At 40.7% G+C, this 15,228-nt stretch carries 17 protein-coding genes; 4 read left to right on the top strand and 13 right to left on the bottom strand.

All coding sequences use genetic code 11. The features are described 5' to 3' along the window. Window positions 1–9: 9 nt before the first annotated feature. Window positions 10–417: a tol-pal system-associated acyl-CoA thioesterase gene (ybgC, locus tag F947_RS02550; RefSeq protein WP_004971791.1), complete on the bottom strand. Its 408-nt coding sequence runs from the start codon at window positions 415–417 to the stop codon at window positions 10–12. Window positions 418–645: 228 nt separating this feature from the next. Between ybgC and F947_RS02545 the strand changes: the two genes are divergently transcribed. After that, a complete protein-coding gene (locus F947_RS02545; protein ID WP_004971789.1) occupies window positions 646–1,224 on the top strand; it encodes a hypothetical protein in 579 nt (192 codons plus the stop codon). A gap of 82 nt (window positions 1,225–1,306) precedes the next feature. Here the strand turns inward: F947_RS02545 and ruvB are convergent, their stop codons facing one another. From ruvB to F947_RS02530, 3 genes are all read right to left on the bottom strand, one after another. After that, window positions 1,307–2,314: a Holliday junction branch migration DNA helicase RuvB gene (gene ruvB / locus F947_RS02540; RefSeq protein WP_004971787.1), complete on the bottom strand. Its 1,008-nt coding sequence runs from the start codon at window positions 2,312–2,314 to the stop codon at window positions 1,307–1,309. Window positions 2,315–2,556: 242 nt separating this feature from the next. Further along, window positions 2,557–3,159, bottom strand: coding sequence for a Holliday junction branch migration protein RuvA (ruvA, locus tag F947_RS02535; RefSeq protein ID WP_004971784.1), 603 nt, complete (start codon window positions 3,157–3,159; stop codon window positions 2,557–2,559). Window positions 3,160–3,288: 129 nt separating this feature from the next. Beyond that, on the bottom strand, window positions 3,289–4,629 hold the full coding sequence (locus tag F947_RS02530) for a deoxyguanosinetriphosphate triphosphohydrolase (RefSeq protein ID WP_004971782.1): 1,341 nt from the start codon (window positions 4,627–4,629) through the stop codon (window positions 3,289–3,291). Between the two features lie 261 nt (window positions 4,630–4,890). Between F947_RS02530 and F947_RS02525 the strand changes: the two genes are divergently transcribed. Further along, window positions 4,891–5,208, top strand: coding sequence for a YqfO family protein (locus F947_RS02525; protein ID WP_004971781.1), 318 nt, complete (start codon window positions 4,891–4,893; stop codon window positions 5,206–5,208). Window positions 5,209–5,687: 479 nt separating this feature from the next. On the opposite strand, the gene F947_RS02520 is transcribed toward F947_RS02525, so the two are convergent. Beyond that, complete coding sequence (locus F947_RS02520; RefSeq protein WP_004971779.1) at window positions 5,688–6,464, bottom strand: nitroreductase family protein; 777 nt, start codon at window positions 6,462–6,464, stop codon at window positions 5,688–5,690. A 149-nt stretch (window positions 6,465–6,613) separates the two neighbouring features. Next, window positions 6,614–7,414, bottom strand: a complete 801-nt coding sequence (locus F947_RS02515; RefSeq protein WP_004971778.1) for an enoyl-CoA hydratase-related protein — start codon at window positions 7,412–7,414, stop codon at window positions 6,614–6,616. Between the two features lie 411 nt (window positions 7,415–7,825). On the opposite strand from F947_RS02515, the gene F947_RS02510 reads away from it, so the two are divergent. After that, window positions 7,826–8,398, top strand: a complete 573-nt coding sequence (locus F947_RS02510; RefSeq protein WP_004971774.1) for a nicotinate-nicotinamide nucleotide adenylyltransferase — start codon at window positions 7,826–7,828, stop codon at window positions 8,396–8,398. A 78-nt stretch (window positions 8,399–8,476) separates the two neighbouring features. On the opposite strand, the gene F947_RS02505 is transcribed toward F947_RS02510, so the two are convergent. The 5 genes from F947_RS02505 to dapD form a co-directional block, all read right to left on the bottom strand. Further along, a complete protein-coding gene (locus F947_RS02505; RefSeq protein WP_004971770.1) occupies window positions 8,477–8,935 on the bottom strand; it encodes a peroxiredoxin in 459 nt (152 codons plus the stop codon). 70 nt (window positions 8,936–9,005) lie between these two features. After that, window positions 9,006–9,410, bottom strand: a complete 405-nt coding sequence (locus F947_RS02500) for a hypothetical protein (RefSeq protein ID WP_004971768.1) — start codon at window positions 9,408–9,410, stop codon at window positions 9,006–9,008. A gap of 13 nt (window positions 9,411–9,423) precedes the next feature. Continuing rightward, complete coding sequence (gene queC, locus F947_RS02495) at window positions 9,424–10,095, bottom strand: 7-cyano-7-deazaguanine synthase QueC (RefSeq protein WP_004971765.1); 672 nt, start codon at window positions 10,093–10,095, stop codon at window positions 9,424–9,426. Between the two features lie 89 nt (window positions 10,096–10,184). Further along, window positions 10,185–10,895, bottom strand: coding sequence for a 7-carboxy-7-deazaguanine synthase QueE (queE, locus tag F947_RS02490; RefSeq protein ID WP_026438304.1), 711 nt, complete (start codon window positions 10,893–10,895; stop codon window positions 10,185–10,187). Window positions 10,896–10,975: 80 nt separating this feature from the next. Next, the gene (gene dapD, locus F947_RS02485) at window positions 10,976–11,797 is read right to left on the bottom strand and encodes a 2,3,4,5-tetrahydropyridine-2,6-dicarboxylate N-succinyltransferase (protein WP_004971762.1); all 822 of its coding nucleotides are present in this window, start codon (window positions 11,795–11,797) and stop codon (window positions 10,976–10,978) included. 302 nt (window positions 11,798–12,099) lie between these two features. On the opposite strand from dapD, the gene carO reads away from it, so the two are divergent. Continuing rightward, window positions 12,100–12,849 (top strand): ornithine uptake porin CarO, encoded by a 750-nt coding sequence (carO, locus tag F947_RS02480; protein WP_004971761.1) that lies wholly within the window; start codon window positions 12,100–12,102, stop codon window positions 12,847–12,849. Between the two features lie 57 nt (window positions 12,850–12,906). On the opposite strand, the gene F947_RS02475 is transcribed toward carO, so the two are convergent. Beyond that, window positions 12,907–14,088, bottom strand: a complete 1,182-nt coding sequence (locus F947_RS02475) for an outer membrane protein transport protein (protein ID WP_004971759.1) — start codon at window positions 14,086–14,088, stop codon at window positions 12,907–12,909. A 187-nt stretch (window positions 14,089–14,275) separates the two neighbouring features. Then, window positions 14,276–15,199 carry a CysB family HTH-type transcriptional regulator gene (locus F947_RS02470; protein WP_004971756.1) on the bottom strand — a complete coding sequence of 308 codons (924 nt, stop codon included), beginning with the start codon at window positions 15,197–15,199 and terminating at the stop codon, window positions 14,276–14,278. Window positions 15,200–15,228: the final 29 nt, after the last annotated feature.

Below are 15,228 nucleotides of genomic sequence, written 5' to 3'. Positions count from 1 at the left end.
TTCATTTTTTTAATCTTGTCCTAATTCTTTCAGAATAAGGCTACGAATTTCATCTGGCAGACGACGTGGTTTCATATCTGAACCAAGACAGGCCAATTCAACCTCGCCAGATGCAAGCATGATTTCACCACGATAAATATTTTGTTGCAATACAAATGATGACGCTTTACACGAAACTACACTTGCTGTAACAGTAATTAGGTCATCCATTAAGATTGGACGTGAATATTTCACGTTAATTTTATGCACGACAAAGTTGTAATCTTGTTGATGCCAATAATGATCAACACCCGACGCACGAAGCCATTCGGTACGGGTACGTTCCATAAAGCGAATATGGTTGGCGTGGTAAACAATGCCGCCTGCATCAGTATCTTCCATATAGATACGAATTTTAAATTCAAATTTATTCGCCATGATGATGTTCCGCTTCAATGTTGCAAAGTTGTTTGATAAGCAATACTTATAGCTTACGCCGTGTCTGTGAAATTGACGTGAATCGGGGCTATAAGTCAAGCTGTGTATAGCGTGGCAGTTTATCATTCTCAACGCTTCGTCCAATGGCACAAGATTTCAAACATGCTTTTAAGTTAAAATTAGCTGCCTGCCTGATACATGCAGATGATCCACCCCAATGAGCAGCACATGAGCCGTTTAGTTAAATTTTTTGTGGTAATTGCCATATTGTATTTGTTGTGGATGACGCTGTTCCAGCCAGATGGAGGAATTGCGGATAGCACAACCTATCAGTCATCGCAGCAAGTGCATCAATTTAAAGACTATACCATTCAAGCTTTGGAAACCTATGAAGGTGAGTTTCGGGTATTGTCACGTGAGAATTATAATTTTGGACGTGAAGCCGAGCTTAGCCCTGTCGATTTTGCCTTGGGATGGGGTGAAATGGCCAAGCCTGAAGTGTATAAACAGTTGTCTATTCGTCAAAGCAACCGTTGGTATCATTGGCGTTATGAACAAGCACCACCGATTCCTGTGCAAGAGATTGCAAGTTTGAGCGCTAATACGCATTTAATTCCTGCCACACCCGCGATTGCGACACAGTTAAAACAGATTGATGAAGATGATTTGATTTATTTGAAAGGTAAATTGGTTGAAGTTACTGCCGCAGATGGGTGGCAGTGGCGCAGTTCTTTAAGCCGTCATGATACAGGGGCGGGCGCGTGTGAATTAATGCTTGTTGAAGATGTGCGTATTATTGAAAATTAGTGTCTATCTACAGACCCAATTGACCTAAATATTTAATAACTTAAAGGGAGATAGCTCCCTTCAAGCTATTTTTTCCTTTGAGCTATTTTTCTTTTGGCTCTGGCGGTGTCATCCCAAATTGTAAATACGCCATATTGGTCGCAATACGCCCGCGAGCGGTTCGCATTACATAACCTTGTTGAATTAGGTATGGTTCAATTACATCTTCCAAAGTGCCAGAGTCTTCAGCCATAGCAGCGGCCAAAGCTTCCACACCTGCAGGCCCACCATCAAAACGCTCTAATAACATTGATAAATAACGACGGTCTAAGGTATCTAAACCATCTTTATCGACATTCAGCATATCTAGCGCACGTTGTGCCATCTCTTGCGTGACTTCACCTGTGCCTTTGACCTGCGCATAGTCACGAACGCGACGCAATAATCGGTTGGCAATACGTGGTGTACCGCGCGAACGACGAGCGACTTCATTGGCTCCTGCATCGGTCATTGGCACATCCATTAAACTCGCCGAGCGTTTGACAATATGGGTCAAATCTTCAACCGAATAAAATTCCAAACGCTGCACAATACCAAAACGGTCACGTAACGGTGAGGTGAGTAAGCCTGCACGTGTGGTAGCGGCGACAAGGGTAAATGGTGGCAAGTCCAGTTTAATGGAGCGTGCTGCAGGCCCTTCACCAATCATGATGTCCAGTTGATAATCTTCCATCGCTGGATACAAGATTTCTTCAATCACAGGTGAAAGACGATGAATTTCATCAATAAATAACACATCGCCTTCTTCAAGATTGGTCAGCATGGCGGCTAAATCACCTGCGCGTTCCAAGACAGGCCCTGAAGTGGATTTAAGATTGCCGCCCATTTCACGGGCAATAATATTGGCGAGTGTGGTTTTACCTAAACCTGGTGGTCCAAAAATCAGGGTGTGGTCCAGTGCTTCTGCGCGTCCACGGGCTGCACCAATGAAAATTTCCATTTGTTCACGCACTACAGGTTGCCCAATATAGTCATCGAGTGAGGTGGGGCGAATGGCGCGATCAATTTGATCTTCGGGTTTTTCAGAACCACTGATTAGACGGTCTTGCATATCGTGTTAACTAATCTCTTGAGCTGGGCATTTTGATGCTGCATGCACAGCCTCAAAGTATGAGTTGCGTTTAAATGCCTTTGCGAAGGCATGATTTTACTTTTGAAAGATCAAAAGTAACAAAAATCTTATGTTGAGTTGAGGGTATATCCCTATACCCCAACTCAACGGGCGACATCCATGTCGCCAGTCATGTATCCAATATTGGAAAGATGAACTTACGCTAGGTTTGTTGGCATTTTTTATTTATTCATCGACTTTAATGCTGCACGGATAATATCACTGGCTTCAGTAAAATCGCCCTTGACTGCATTAATCAGTTTTTGTGCTTCGGCAGGTTTATAACCTAAAGATTGTAAAGCGGCTTCGGCTTCGGCAACAGCAGAATTGCCTGTAAACTGGATTTGAGTCATTGTGGAATTGCTGCTGCTCACTTCGTTGGACATGGCTTTAAAGCGATCACGTAATTCAATCATTAAACGTTCAGCAGTTTTTTTGCCCACACCTGGCACTTTAATCAGGGTATTAATATCTTCATGTTCTACGGTGTGAATCAGTAGCTCGACGCTTAAGGTTGATAAAATACCTAGCGCCATTTTTGGGCCGACACCATTGACTTTAAGTAAGGTTCGGAAAATGGTTTTTTCTTGGGCTTCTAAAAAACCATATAACAATTGAGCATCTTCACGCACGGCTAAATGCGTCCATAGGGTAATTTTCTGCCCTTTTTGTAATTGGCAAAATGTGGTGAGCGGCGTGTCAATTTCATAGCCCACACCATTCACATTCAGCAACACGGTTGGTGCTTCTAAAGCCAATACTTCGCCAATAAGACATCCGATCATATTTGTGATTCACTGATTGATTTAAAATAAGTTGCTGTTCGCATAGTAGAGCGCATTTTCACAAAAGGCAAAATTTGTGCTTAAATTCTACGTCAATCTTATATAAGTTATTGATATACAGGTGATTCGTCATAGCAGACCAACCTTATTGCCTTGTAATTCTTGCGATAAATTATAGGCTTGGTGATCTGAAAACTTAGAGATAATGTCCAAGACTTGCATGATATTGTCATAATGATTATGCGCAAAATCTGCCCCTGAGCGTTGCAAGATGGACATTAAACGCTGCTCTTTAAAACTTAGGGTTTTATGGGGTGTGGTGAGCGGAATAAACGCATCCAAAATATTTTGTAAACTTTGATGCGCAATAATTTCCAATCCAGCTTTTTGCGGATGCTCGAAAATTTTCTCACGCGCTAAGTCTTTGGCGCGATTAATACCAATTTCAATATCTGCTGAGCAATACTGTAAAAGGCTGCCTTTAAGTTGTCCCATTAGGATTTCAAAATGGTGTTTGGCAAACGCTGTGGTGACTTCATCGACTAAACGCTTCATGACCCGACCACGCAAAGCGGCAATTTTTTGTTGCCATGTGGTACGTGCCATCGCTAGTTCTGCAGGAATACCGTAGTCACCAATCAAGTTTAAAAAGATCGGCTCCACTTCTTCATAGCTGAGCATGTTTAAAATAATGCCATCTTCTAAATCAATTAAGGCATAGCAAATATCATCCGCCGCTTCCAATAAATAGGTGAGTGGATGACGACAATAGTGATAATCGCCCAATTGAATCAGTCCAAGCTGTTCAGCAATTTGTTTGAGAATTTCTTTTTCGGCTTGGTAACAACCAAATTTATCACGTTGATTGGCAGGGCGGTTGCCTTGTTCAGCAATGGTCTTAGACAGCCACGGATATTTTAAATCAGCGCCTAATGTGGCATAGGTTAAACGCATGCCGCCATCATTTGGATGGTAGTCAATTTTGGTGAGTAGCCGTAAACCTTGCGCATTGCCTTCAAACTGACGGACATCGGCTTCTTCTTCATCACTAAGTTTGGCGAGGAAATTGCCGTGTGAAGCATCATCAAACCATTCACGAATGGCGTATTCGCCTGCATGTCCGAAAGGTGGATTGCCAATATCATGTGCCAAGCATGCGGCTTGAATAATCGCACCGACATCGGCAGGGGAAATCCACATAGGCAAATGGTCTTTGATTTTTTCTGCAGCCAGCATCCCTAATGAACGTCCAATACAAGACACTTCTAAAGAATGGGTCAGGCGAGTGTGAATACCATCGTGTTGAGTCAGTGGATGGACTTGGGTTTTACGGTTTAGTTGTCTAAAACTTTGCGAAAAAATAATACGGTCATAATCTTTATGAAAAGGGCTGCGCGCCTGTTCTGTACTTTGTTTTTTACTACCAATTCGAACTGTGGAAAGCAGTTCTAACCAACGCATTTGAGTCATTTATCATTATTCACTATGTGCTTGTTTTGCATCATGCCAAAAAAATGACAAAAGCTCTAGGGGCGTGCGACATGGCTTGTCTTTTTAAATCTAAAATCATACAAAATGGGGGATAAGTTTGTGGCGAAGCGTACTTTAAATTTTTTGGGAACTGTATAAATTGAGGATTGGATGATGCGTATAGGTTGCCAAAATAGCAACGATGCCCAATTTTTTATGCTAATTTCTAATTAATTGTGAAATGGATAGCGAAGTTTAAATATGCTCAAACTGATTTACTATGTGCCTGAATCTCATCTTGAAGAAACTAAACTGGCGGTTTTTGCAGCGGGTGCAGGTGGAATTGGCAATTATGAACATTGTGCATGGCAGGTTTTAGGCACAGGGCAATTTAAGCCTGTCCAAGGAGCAAATCCGTTTATTGGTGAGTTAGATGCTTTGGAACACGTTGCCGAATGGCGCGTGGAAACTATTGTACCTGAGCAAAATGCTCAGGCAGTCGCAAAAGCGCTCAAGGCAAGTCATCCTTACGAAGAGCCTGCCTTTGAGTTTATGCAACTTTTAGATATTAATTTTTAAAGACTTAAATACCAATTTTTAAAGAAAAATAGAATTGTACGATCACTCATATATGGATTGGGGCAAATATAAGTTGCGTAGATAGATTTTACTTTTCACGGGCGACATCCTTGTCGCCTTATCACGAGTCAAAATGTGGCTAGGTTTTAAAAATACAGTTGAAATATTAGGGTCTGTTGACACTTCATCTATGTTTGCGACGTGAGAGATATATCTCGCAAGGTTTTTTAGCTGCTATAAGGCATGGGGCAGGAAATTTAGTTATTCTAAATGACTGACTCATAACGCAATAGCAGCAAAAAATATGCTCGTCCCCTTGCGCAGCAAACAAAGCAGCGCTTTGTTCTTGCTCATGTGGCTAAAACTTTCTCAGATTACGTTATGAAACTTGGCAATAGTCTCGCTATTCCTTGCGTTTCATGCCTAATCTGCTCAGTTTTAGCCTACAGCGCAAGCCATTTATGAAATGTTAACAGCCCCTAGACTTTCTGAATAAATAGGTCACGGTCAAAACGGTATTGCGGGAAAAAGACACCATCTTCGGCACGTTCACCTGCAGCAATCACCATCACTGGAAATTGTTGATCATTCAGTTTTAAGAGTTTGCGTACCATCGGCTCATCAAAACCTTCCATCATGCAGCTATCAAAACCGTGTGCGCGAAGGGCCAAGACCATATTTTCACAGGCGAGTGCTGTAGTTTTACTTGCCCAAAGTTTGGCATCGGCAGGGTTAAATGCAGTCACAGGTAATTGTTTATCTAAACTACGTGCAATTTTGAAAGCGACTTTCTTAAAGTTACCTACTGCGTTTAAGTAGCCAGTCATGTAGTTATAAGGAATAAATTTGTAATACTTTTTCACTGCAGCAGGGGCTTCAGGAAAAGGAAATTCACTGATGTTCTTTTTGGCCATTTCATCCACCCGGTCAGTGCGTGCAATACACACAATGAGCTCTGCAGCGGTGCGTGCCGCAAGCTGTCCTAAACAGGCTTTGACCAGTTTCTTTTTCTTAGCAGGGTTTTGCACCACAACAAATGTCCACGGCTGCAAGTTAGATGAGTTTGGTGCGAGTAAGGCCATGTCTAAGCAATCATCTAAAACCTCGGCAGGTATGGCTTTGTCAGTAAATTTACGCACCGAACGACGGCTTTGAATGACTTTTTTAAAGTTTTCGACATCAATATCTTGTGGGGCAGCTTCAAAATAGCGTTCTTTTTTCTCTAGTTTGGTGTCTTGAGTAAGCTTAGTAGACATTTCAGATAATCCTCAATTTTAATGATATACGGCACTTAGCAAAATATGGGGGCGAATAAGAAAAAACCACATTCGCTTAAGCCGAATGTGGTTGGTAACTCTTTTTAGTTCAAGTGAAATGTTGAATACATTTTTAATGAAACAGCAGCTTAATTAAATTGGCTAAAGTCAGGTTTACGCTTTTGCATAAAGGCTTGCACAGCTTCCATCATTTCAGGTGAACCGACACGTTGCATGAAAATTTCGGCTTCATGGTCAATCCACGCCACAATTTCATCTACATTGTGTTTCATTAACGCTTTAGATTGTTTGAGTGAAGCTAATGGTAAAGCGGCCAATTGTGCTGCTTTTTGCTGTGCAGTTGCATAGACATCACTTTCAATGCTATTGACTAAATTGGCAGCCAAGGCAGTTTCACTATTAAATTTTTGTGCAGTCAGTAAAAGCTCAGCGGCTTTATGATAGCCTGCTTGCTCCACTAAAAGCTTACTCGAAGCCCCTTCAGGTGATAAACCTAAACTTACAAATGGAATTTGGAATAGCGCAGTGTTGTCGCTATAAACTAAATCTGCATGTAATAGAATTGTGACACCAATACCAATTGCTACCCCACGAACTGCAGCAATTAGAGGTTTTGAAAACTTAGCTGCAGATTTTAGCAAGATGAATGGAGGGCCTTCTGCAGCAGGCAATTGCCCTTTAAGTGCAGCAGACTTCATAAAGTCTTGCATGTCATTGCCGGCACTAAAATCGGTATCTGCACCACGTAAAATGACACAACGCACTTCATTGGCTTGATCTGCCTCATCTAAGGCTTGTGCAATCCATAAATATAATTCACCATACAGCGCGTTTTTTGCTTCTGGGCGATTGATGGCTAAAGTCAGTACGCCATGCTCTAAATTCGCATTCAAATGTGGATGGGGTTGTTGAATACAGCTCAGTGTCATCGTACTATCCTTGCTTTAATTGGGTTGAATTTATGGCTCATTATGTCGCAAATTCGCAGCGCTGGCACAACTCATGAGTTCATAAAAAGTTAGTGAATGATGAGATTTGCGTTCCTAATTCAATGTGAAATTTATTTAGAATTTGGGGTTGTTCATTTAAAAAATGAATAAGCAAGGCGGAATCTTAACGTCTATTAATTCTATTTTAGGATTAACCTTCGGTTCGACCTACTTTTGTTTTGGCAAAAGTAGGCAAAACCATTTGTCATCCACGAAACCTGCCCAATTATTGTTTTTGATTTATTATCTTGCAAAAACAATAATGAGTTGATACCACGCAGGTTGTGGATGACATTTCCGCGTATCAGATAGCATCATGTTGTTATCAAAATTAGGATTGGCGTATTTATTATGCAATATACCTTTGATTATTTGGTTTTCATTGGCCGTTTTCAGCCATTTCATTTGGCACACTTGCAAACTATTCAAATTGCTTTGCAGCGCAGTCATTATGTGATTTTGGCCTTGGGTTCGGCTCAAGCTGAGCGTAATTTGAAAAATCCGTTTTTATCCAAAGAACGTGAACAAATGATTTTGTCTAACTTTACGCCAGATATGCAAGAGCGGATCAAATTTGTGCACGTGGTAGATGTGTATAATGATGAAAAATGGCAAAAACTGGTGAAATCTTTAGTAAATGAACTGATTCAACCGCAAGATCGAATAGGATTGATCGGGCATTTTAAAGATGATTCATCTTATTATTTAAAATTTTTCCCTGAATGGGAAATGGTCGAGCTAGACAGTTTGCAAGATGCGATGTCTGCTACGCCTGCACGTGAGGCTTATTATCGTGGGGAAATACAGCCTAATTTTTTCCCGCAAGGCACAATTGATTTCTTAACCGCATTTCAAAACACGGAAATTTATCGTCAATTACAAGACAAATACCAGCAGCAGGATAGCAGTAATTTGACGGAGTAATCCAGTTTTTAAATGAAAAAGGATGATTGAAAAAGCTTTCAATCATCCAGAACATTGTGTTTTTTTAGAGGCTGAAAATTAAGCTTGTAAAGCGGTTAAATCCGCAAGCACTTGCTCGGCATGTTCTGCAGCTTTGACTTTACGATATTCTTTCAGTAATTGACCTTGATGGAAAATAAAAGTAGAGCGTTCAATGCCCATAACTTTTTTGCCATACATATTTTTTTCTTTAATCACATCAAACAACTGACACAATACTTCTTCTTTATCGCTAATCAAGTTGATGCCTAAAGATTGTTTTTCGGTAAAGTTTTGATGGGCTTTGACTGAGTCGCGCGAAATGCCAATGATGGTGGTATTAAGTGCATCAAATTGAGCTTTTAGTGCAGTAAAATCCACAGCTTGTGTCGTGCAGCCAGGAGTGGAATCTTTCGGGTAAAAATACACCACTAACCAATCTGTACCAAGTTCGGTTAAATTGACTTCGCCTGTGGTTGCAGGAAAAGCTTGATTTGGTAATTGAATTGTCGTGCTCATATTTTTCTCCAAAATCATGCACATAAAAAACTAGCCACATAAAGTGGCTAGTTGAAATTGTTAAGAAAAATTATTTTTTCTCAGCCGCTTTCATTGCTTCTTCAGTTAAGGTTTTTAATTTACCTGTAAGCTGAGGACCAAAACAAGTTTGCAAATCTTTATTTTGCTTTTGTACAAAAGCTAAAGTCGCAGGGCTCTTTTTCTGGTTAATTGCGCTTTGAATTTCCCATTTTTGAGCGTTGGTTAATTTACCATCTGCTTCTACTGCACAAGTACAATATTTGCTTACTTCAGCTGTAGTCAGTTTTTTGCCTTTTGCAGTTTCTTCTTTACAAACATTAATTAAAGCTGCTTTTACATTGGTGCTTTTATATGCTTGTTGCAACTTGTCATTATTTGCGTGTGTCGTTGTTGCGAATAATGCAGCAACAGACATAATCGCAGAAACTATAATGTTTGATTTTAAATTTTTCATACACTTTACCTTGTTATGACGGTATATAACGCGTTGGGTCTGCAACACCGGCATCGGCAAAACCTTGTTTGCGTAAGCGACAGCTGTCACATTTACCACAAGCACGTCCTTGGTCATCTGCTTGGTAGCAAGAAACCGTTTGACTATAGTCTACGCCATGTTCAATACCTAAGCGAATAATATTTGCTTTGGATAAATGTAACAAAGGTGTCTCAAATTTTAACGGTTTGCCTTCTACGCCAACTTTGGTTGCCAAGCGTGCCATATTGGCAAAAGCATCAATAAATTCAGGACGACAGTCAGGATAGCCCGAATAATCTACCGCATTAATACCAATCACAATTGCTTCTGCATCAAAAACTTCGGCAGCTGCCAAAGCATAAGACAGGAAGATGGTATTACGCGCAGGCACATAAGTCACAGGAATACCTTCTTGCTCATAATCAGGTACTTCAATGCTGTGATCGGTCAGGGCAGAACCGCCCAAGTTGCCTAAATCAATATTAATCACACGATGCTCAATGCCTGCATTTTTAGTCAAGGCACGTGCAGCATCTAGCTCTGTAGTCGAGCGTTGACCATACATAAAACTAAGTGCAATACATTCATAACGCGCTTGTGCCCATGCCAAACACGTGGTTGAGTCTAATCCACCAGATAACAATACAATGGCACGAGGGCGCATAATTGAACTCCAAATTTTAAAATATAGCGATAGAACTTGAGCAAAAGTGTGAAGATTGACGTCAATACGAATGGGGATTCGTGAGGAGATTAACGACCTGTTTCATCATTCCAAAGCAATTTATGTAATTGCAATTGGAAACGAACAGGGAGATGGTCGGCTAAAATCCACTGTGCCAAATCACGTGCAAGTTGTGGCAAGGCGACTGCACCTTTTTCGACAGCAAATGCAGGGGAGAACCACACTGTATCGACTTTTTTATGCAACTGATATTGCTCAACTTGCTGCTTCGCCCAAAGATAATCGTCATGATTGCAAATCACAAATTTGATTTGATCATGTGGGTTTAAAAAATCTAAATTTGATAATAAGTTGCGTGACATTTCACCCGATGCAGGGGTTTTTAAATCCAGCACCTTCGACACACGGTTATCCACTTTAGAAATATCTAAAGCTCCACTGGTTTCCAAAGACACTTCACAACCTAAATCTGCCAAGCGTTGTATGAGTGGCAGTGCATTCGGTTGAGCCAGAGGTTCACCGCCCGTCACACATACATACGGTGTTTTAAATTCTAGCGTGGTTTGGATGATGTCATCTAAAGATTGACGTTCGCCACCTTCAAAAGAATAAGTGGTATCACAGTAATGGCAACGCAATGGACAACCCGTTAAACGAATAAACACGGTTGGCAAGCCCGATGTATTGGCTTCGCCCTGCAATGAATAGAAAATCTCCGTGATGCGTAAACCCGCAGACGGATCAGAAACAGGAATAGCGGAAGATCGGAGGGTATTCATAAAATTCATCACAGTATGTAAAAAAACAAAAATCCCTACGGTCATTGCTGGCCGTAGAGATGGAGAAAACTAAAAAAAGTTTAGTCTTCGCGTAATAAATCGTTCAAACTGGTTTTTGCACGGGTTTTCGCATCTACTTTCTTCACAATGATAGCAGCATACAAGCTATAGGTGCCACATTTAGAAGGCAGGTTGCCAGAAACTACCACCGAACCTGCAGGTACACGACCATAATGGATTTCGCCAGTTTCACGGTCATAAATTTTGGTCGATTGACCAATATAAACGCCCATAGAAATGACCGAACCTTCTTCCACAATCACGCCTTCAACAATTTCAGAACGTGCGCCAATGAAGCAGTTGTCTTCAATAATCGTTGGGTTTGCTTGAAGTGGCTCAAGTACACCACCAATACCTACACCACCCGATAAATGCACGTTTTTACCAATTTGTGCACATGAACCTACAGTTGCCCATGTATCAACCATGGTGCCTTCATCTACATAAGCGCCAATATTGACATAAGATGGCATTAACACCACATTTTTGGCTTGGAATGAACCTTTACGTGCAACTGCTGGCGGTACAACACGCACACCTGCTTGTTTGAATTGCTCGTCAGTCCAACCTGTAAATTTCGTGTCTACTTTGTCGTAGAAACGCAAATCGCAAGATTCAATTGGCTTGTTATCATTGAGTTTAAAAGATAACAAAACTGCCTTTTTTAACCATTGGTGAACGATCCACTCACCATTAATTTTTTCAGCAACGCGTAATGTGCCGTTATCTAAACCTGCAATTGCTTGTTCAACTGCCTGACGAATTTCAGCGGGACAATCTGCAGCGCTGAAATTAGCGCGGTCTTCAAATGCTTGTTCAATGATTGTTGAAAGCTGAGACATCGATGTTCTTACCAGAAAAAAAATTTCCGAAGATTTTACACTATATTGAGTGAGGAATAGATAAAAATTGGAACAGATTGGAATTTATCCTTGGCAAAATAAAACAAGTTAAGTTGAGCGCTAAATTGTTGAAGTTTTGAAAATAATTGCTTTTGCAATAAACAATAAAAATAAATTTGTATCAAAAGATAACATAAACCTAGCAAATCTTGCATAAATACTGAGCGCAACATGCTCTATAGTTTTCACATGAAAAACGAACGAATGAAAATTCAAAAAGCTTTAGTTTGAGGAGAAACACAATGAAGACTTTACACTCAATTTTAGCCGCTTCGGTATTGGCAGCAGTTGCAGGTTCTGCAATGGCAGATACAGCTGTGGTAAAAGATGGCTATGCGTTTGATCGTAACCAATTAATTCCAACAGGTGTACGTGCTGAAGTAGGTACAACAGGTTATGGCGGTGCCTTACTTTGGACTGCAAACCCGTATGTGGGCTTAGCGCTGGGTTATAACGGTGGCGATATTTCTTGGTCGGATGATTTATCAGTCAATGGCTCAAAGTATGATATGGATATGGAGAATAACCTGACCTATTTAAATGCTGAGATCCGTCCGTGGGGTGCAAGTGCTAACCGTTGGGCTCAAGGCGTTTATGTAGCTGCTGGTGTTGGTTATGTAGATAATGAATATGACCTAGACCGCCGTGTTAAGCCTGGTGAAGGTTTCTCTGTAAACCATACTGCTTTTACAGCGGGTACAGATGGTGCTCATATCAATGGTAAAATGAGTTATAAAAATGACATCGCACCTTACTTAGGTTTAGGTTTTGCACCAAAGATTAACAATAACTGGGGTGTGTTTGGTGAAGTCGGCGCTTATTATACGGGTAATCCAGACGCCAATTTGACGCTTGTGAGTGGCGGTGCAGCTGATAATGCTGTTCGAGGAAGCTTGGTAGACAATATTGCCATTGAAGAGGAAAAAATTCGTACAGATGATAAACATGAATGGATGCCAGTAGCGAAACTAGGTGTAAGCTACCATTGGTAATATCCGTTAGTTTCAGCTAAACCAAAAAAAACGAGCTTCGGTTCGTTTTTTTATGGACTAAAAACGGTGTGCAAGTTTGAGATGATAAATCCAAGCATCCCGTTCTTCGAGTTGTGAAAAGTGTGAGTTTTGTGAAAGAAAAGAAGACCCTTGTGCATTCTTTGGTTGATTAAAGTACAAATAATGAATCCCACTAATCACAAAAGTTTTAGGGGTGAAATTATAAATAAGGCCAGTACCTAAACCTAAATAACCATCTACAGGGTTGAAGCTGGAAGCTGGGTTTCCTGCACCTGAGTCCCACAATCCTTCAACAGCAGTGATCCATTTGGGTGACCATTGATGCGCTAAACCCAAACGTACCGACCACTGATTTTTTTGGTAATCAATCAGATTTAAATTCATATTGGGTACTTGCTGTAGCATTGCAGCATATTGTGTGGGCTGAATTTCAAAATCTTGCCAATTCACCCATCTTAATGATGCATAGAGAAAATTTTGGGAAGGTAAACCTGTTTGAAAATCTAGATTAATCGATTCTGGTGTCTGAATAGTAGTCGTATGCTGTGGTGCAATCTCTAGAGGAAACCCCAAAAAACTTTCACTAGCATTAGTATGGTGCTTAATTTTAGAGCGGTAGGTAATTGCAGTATTAAATGCATATTCAGGAAGTTGATAGCTGATACCTGCCAGCCAGCCCCATGCGTGATCTTTAGGGAAGTGCACATCATAATCAAAATAAAAATTTTCGACGTGTGTACCAATTCTGAGATTCCCTGAAAAGGATTGGTAGCTCACACCCGTAAACAGATTCCAGTTTGCATTTGGTTGATAGCCAACCAGTGTAGTCATGTTGTTTGAATCGAATTCAACGTCTGCAATTTCTGATAAGGGTTGATTCGTGTCGAATTGATAATCCACATCCGTAAAAAAAGGTTGGTCAAATAATAATGCGACCGAAACTTGTGGATGTGGTTGTAATTTTAATGCAGCTTGGATGAAGTGTTGATTATTGACTAAATTGCCTGTTGAAAAATCTTGAACGCCTAATTCGGCAATATTTTGTTGATGCTGTACCTGACCTGAAATATTGGTATCCACGTGTAGCAAAGCGACTTCCGCATAATTTCCTTTTTCAAATAATGCATGTACCGATTGACCGCTACGTTCTAAAGCGGCAGCAGAGGCATAACCTAGCGGCAGGACACACAGCAATCCAACAAAAATGTGAAATTTCATGTTACGTCCTTGGTCTAAATTATACAATTGTGTTTAAAATCAAATTACGCTTTTTATTGTTGATTATATTTTATTCATGTTTCTGATAAATTAAAATCATTATTTTGATTATTTCTAGGCATTTAGATCAGCAAGAATTTTGCCAGAGAACTAAAAGAGAGCCTGGGCTCTCTTATGCATTATTGTTTTATTCTTCAGGATAGGCGATACGTTTTAAAGCTTTAATATCGGCATTTGGTGCACATAAAGAAATAAACTCATAGCCATAGCCACGTAGTAAATGTCCTTTGCGAACCGCAATCCATGTGGTGTTTACCCCAAAAATATCGGTCTGGATTTGTTTTAGACGGTAATCGCGTTCTGCATCGTATGCCACATTGTTTACCACGCCTACGCCCATGCCCAATTCAACATAGGTCTTAATAACATCGGCATCAAGTGCAGACATGACGATATTGACATCAATTCCTGCATCGGTAAATGCTTTGTCAATTTTAGAACGTCCCGTAAAGCCGCCGTGATAAGTGATGATTGGATATTCTGCCAAATCGGTCAGGCTAATCTCAGTTTTACTGGCTAAAGGATGATCTTGCGGGGTAATAATGCTGTGGCGCCAGTCATAATAAGGCACACTTGCCAAGTTCTCTTCAGTGGTTAGAGATTCGGTTGCAATACTAATATCGGCTTCACCTTGTAGCAGCATTTCGGCAATTTCAACAGGGCTGGCTTGTTGCAAAATCAAATGTACTTTAGGGAATTCTTTTTTAAACAAATTCACAATAGGCGGCAGCACATAACGCGCTTGGGTATGTGTAGTCGCAATGGTGAGCGTGCCTTCATCGACTTTATTAAAGTCATCGGCAAGGCGTTTAATGTTATCTGCATCAACCAACATGCGTTCGACAATACTCAGCAAAGCTTGTCCTGGCTCGGTTAAACCTAGTAGACGTTTGCCTTTGCGCACAAAAAGCTGCACACCAAGCTCATCTTCAAGGTCTTTAATGTGCTTACTCACGCCCGATTGAGAGGTGTATAGTGCTGCAGACGCTTCGGTTAAATTAAAGTTTTGCCGAACGGTTTCTCTAATAATTCTAAGTTGTTGGAAATTCATAGTGGTGCAACCCTAAAAAGGATGGAGCG

The sequence above is a fragment of the Acinetobacter towneri DSM 14962 = CIP 107472 genome, assembly GCF_000368785.1.
GTDB classification, from domain to species: domain Bacteria; phylum Pseudomonadota; class Gammaproteobacteria; order Pseudomonadales; family Moraxellaceae; genus Acinetobacter; species Acinetobacter towneri.
The sequence above is the reverse complement of the archived record's forward strand: the minus strand, read 5'-3'. Positions and strand labels throughout refer to the sequence as shown.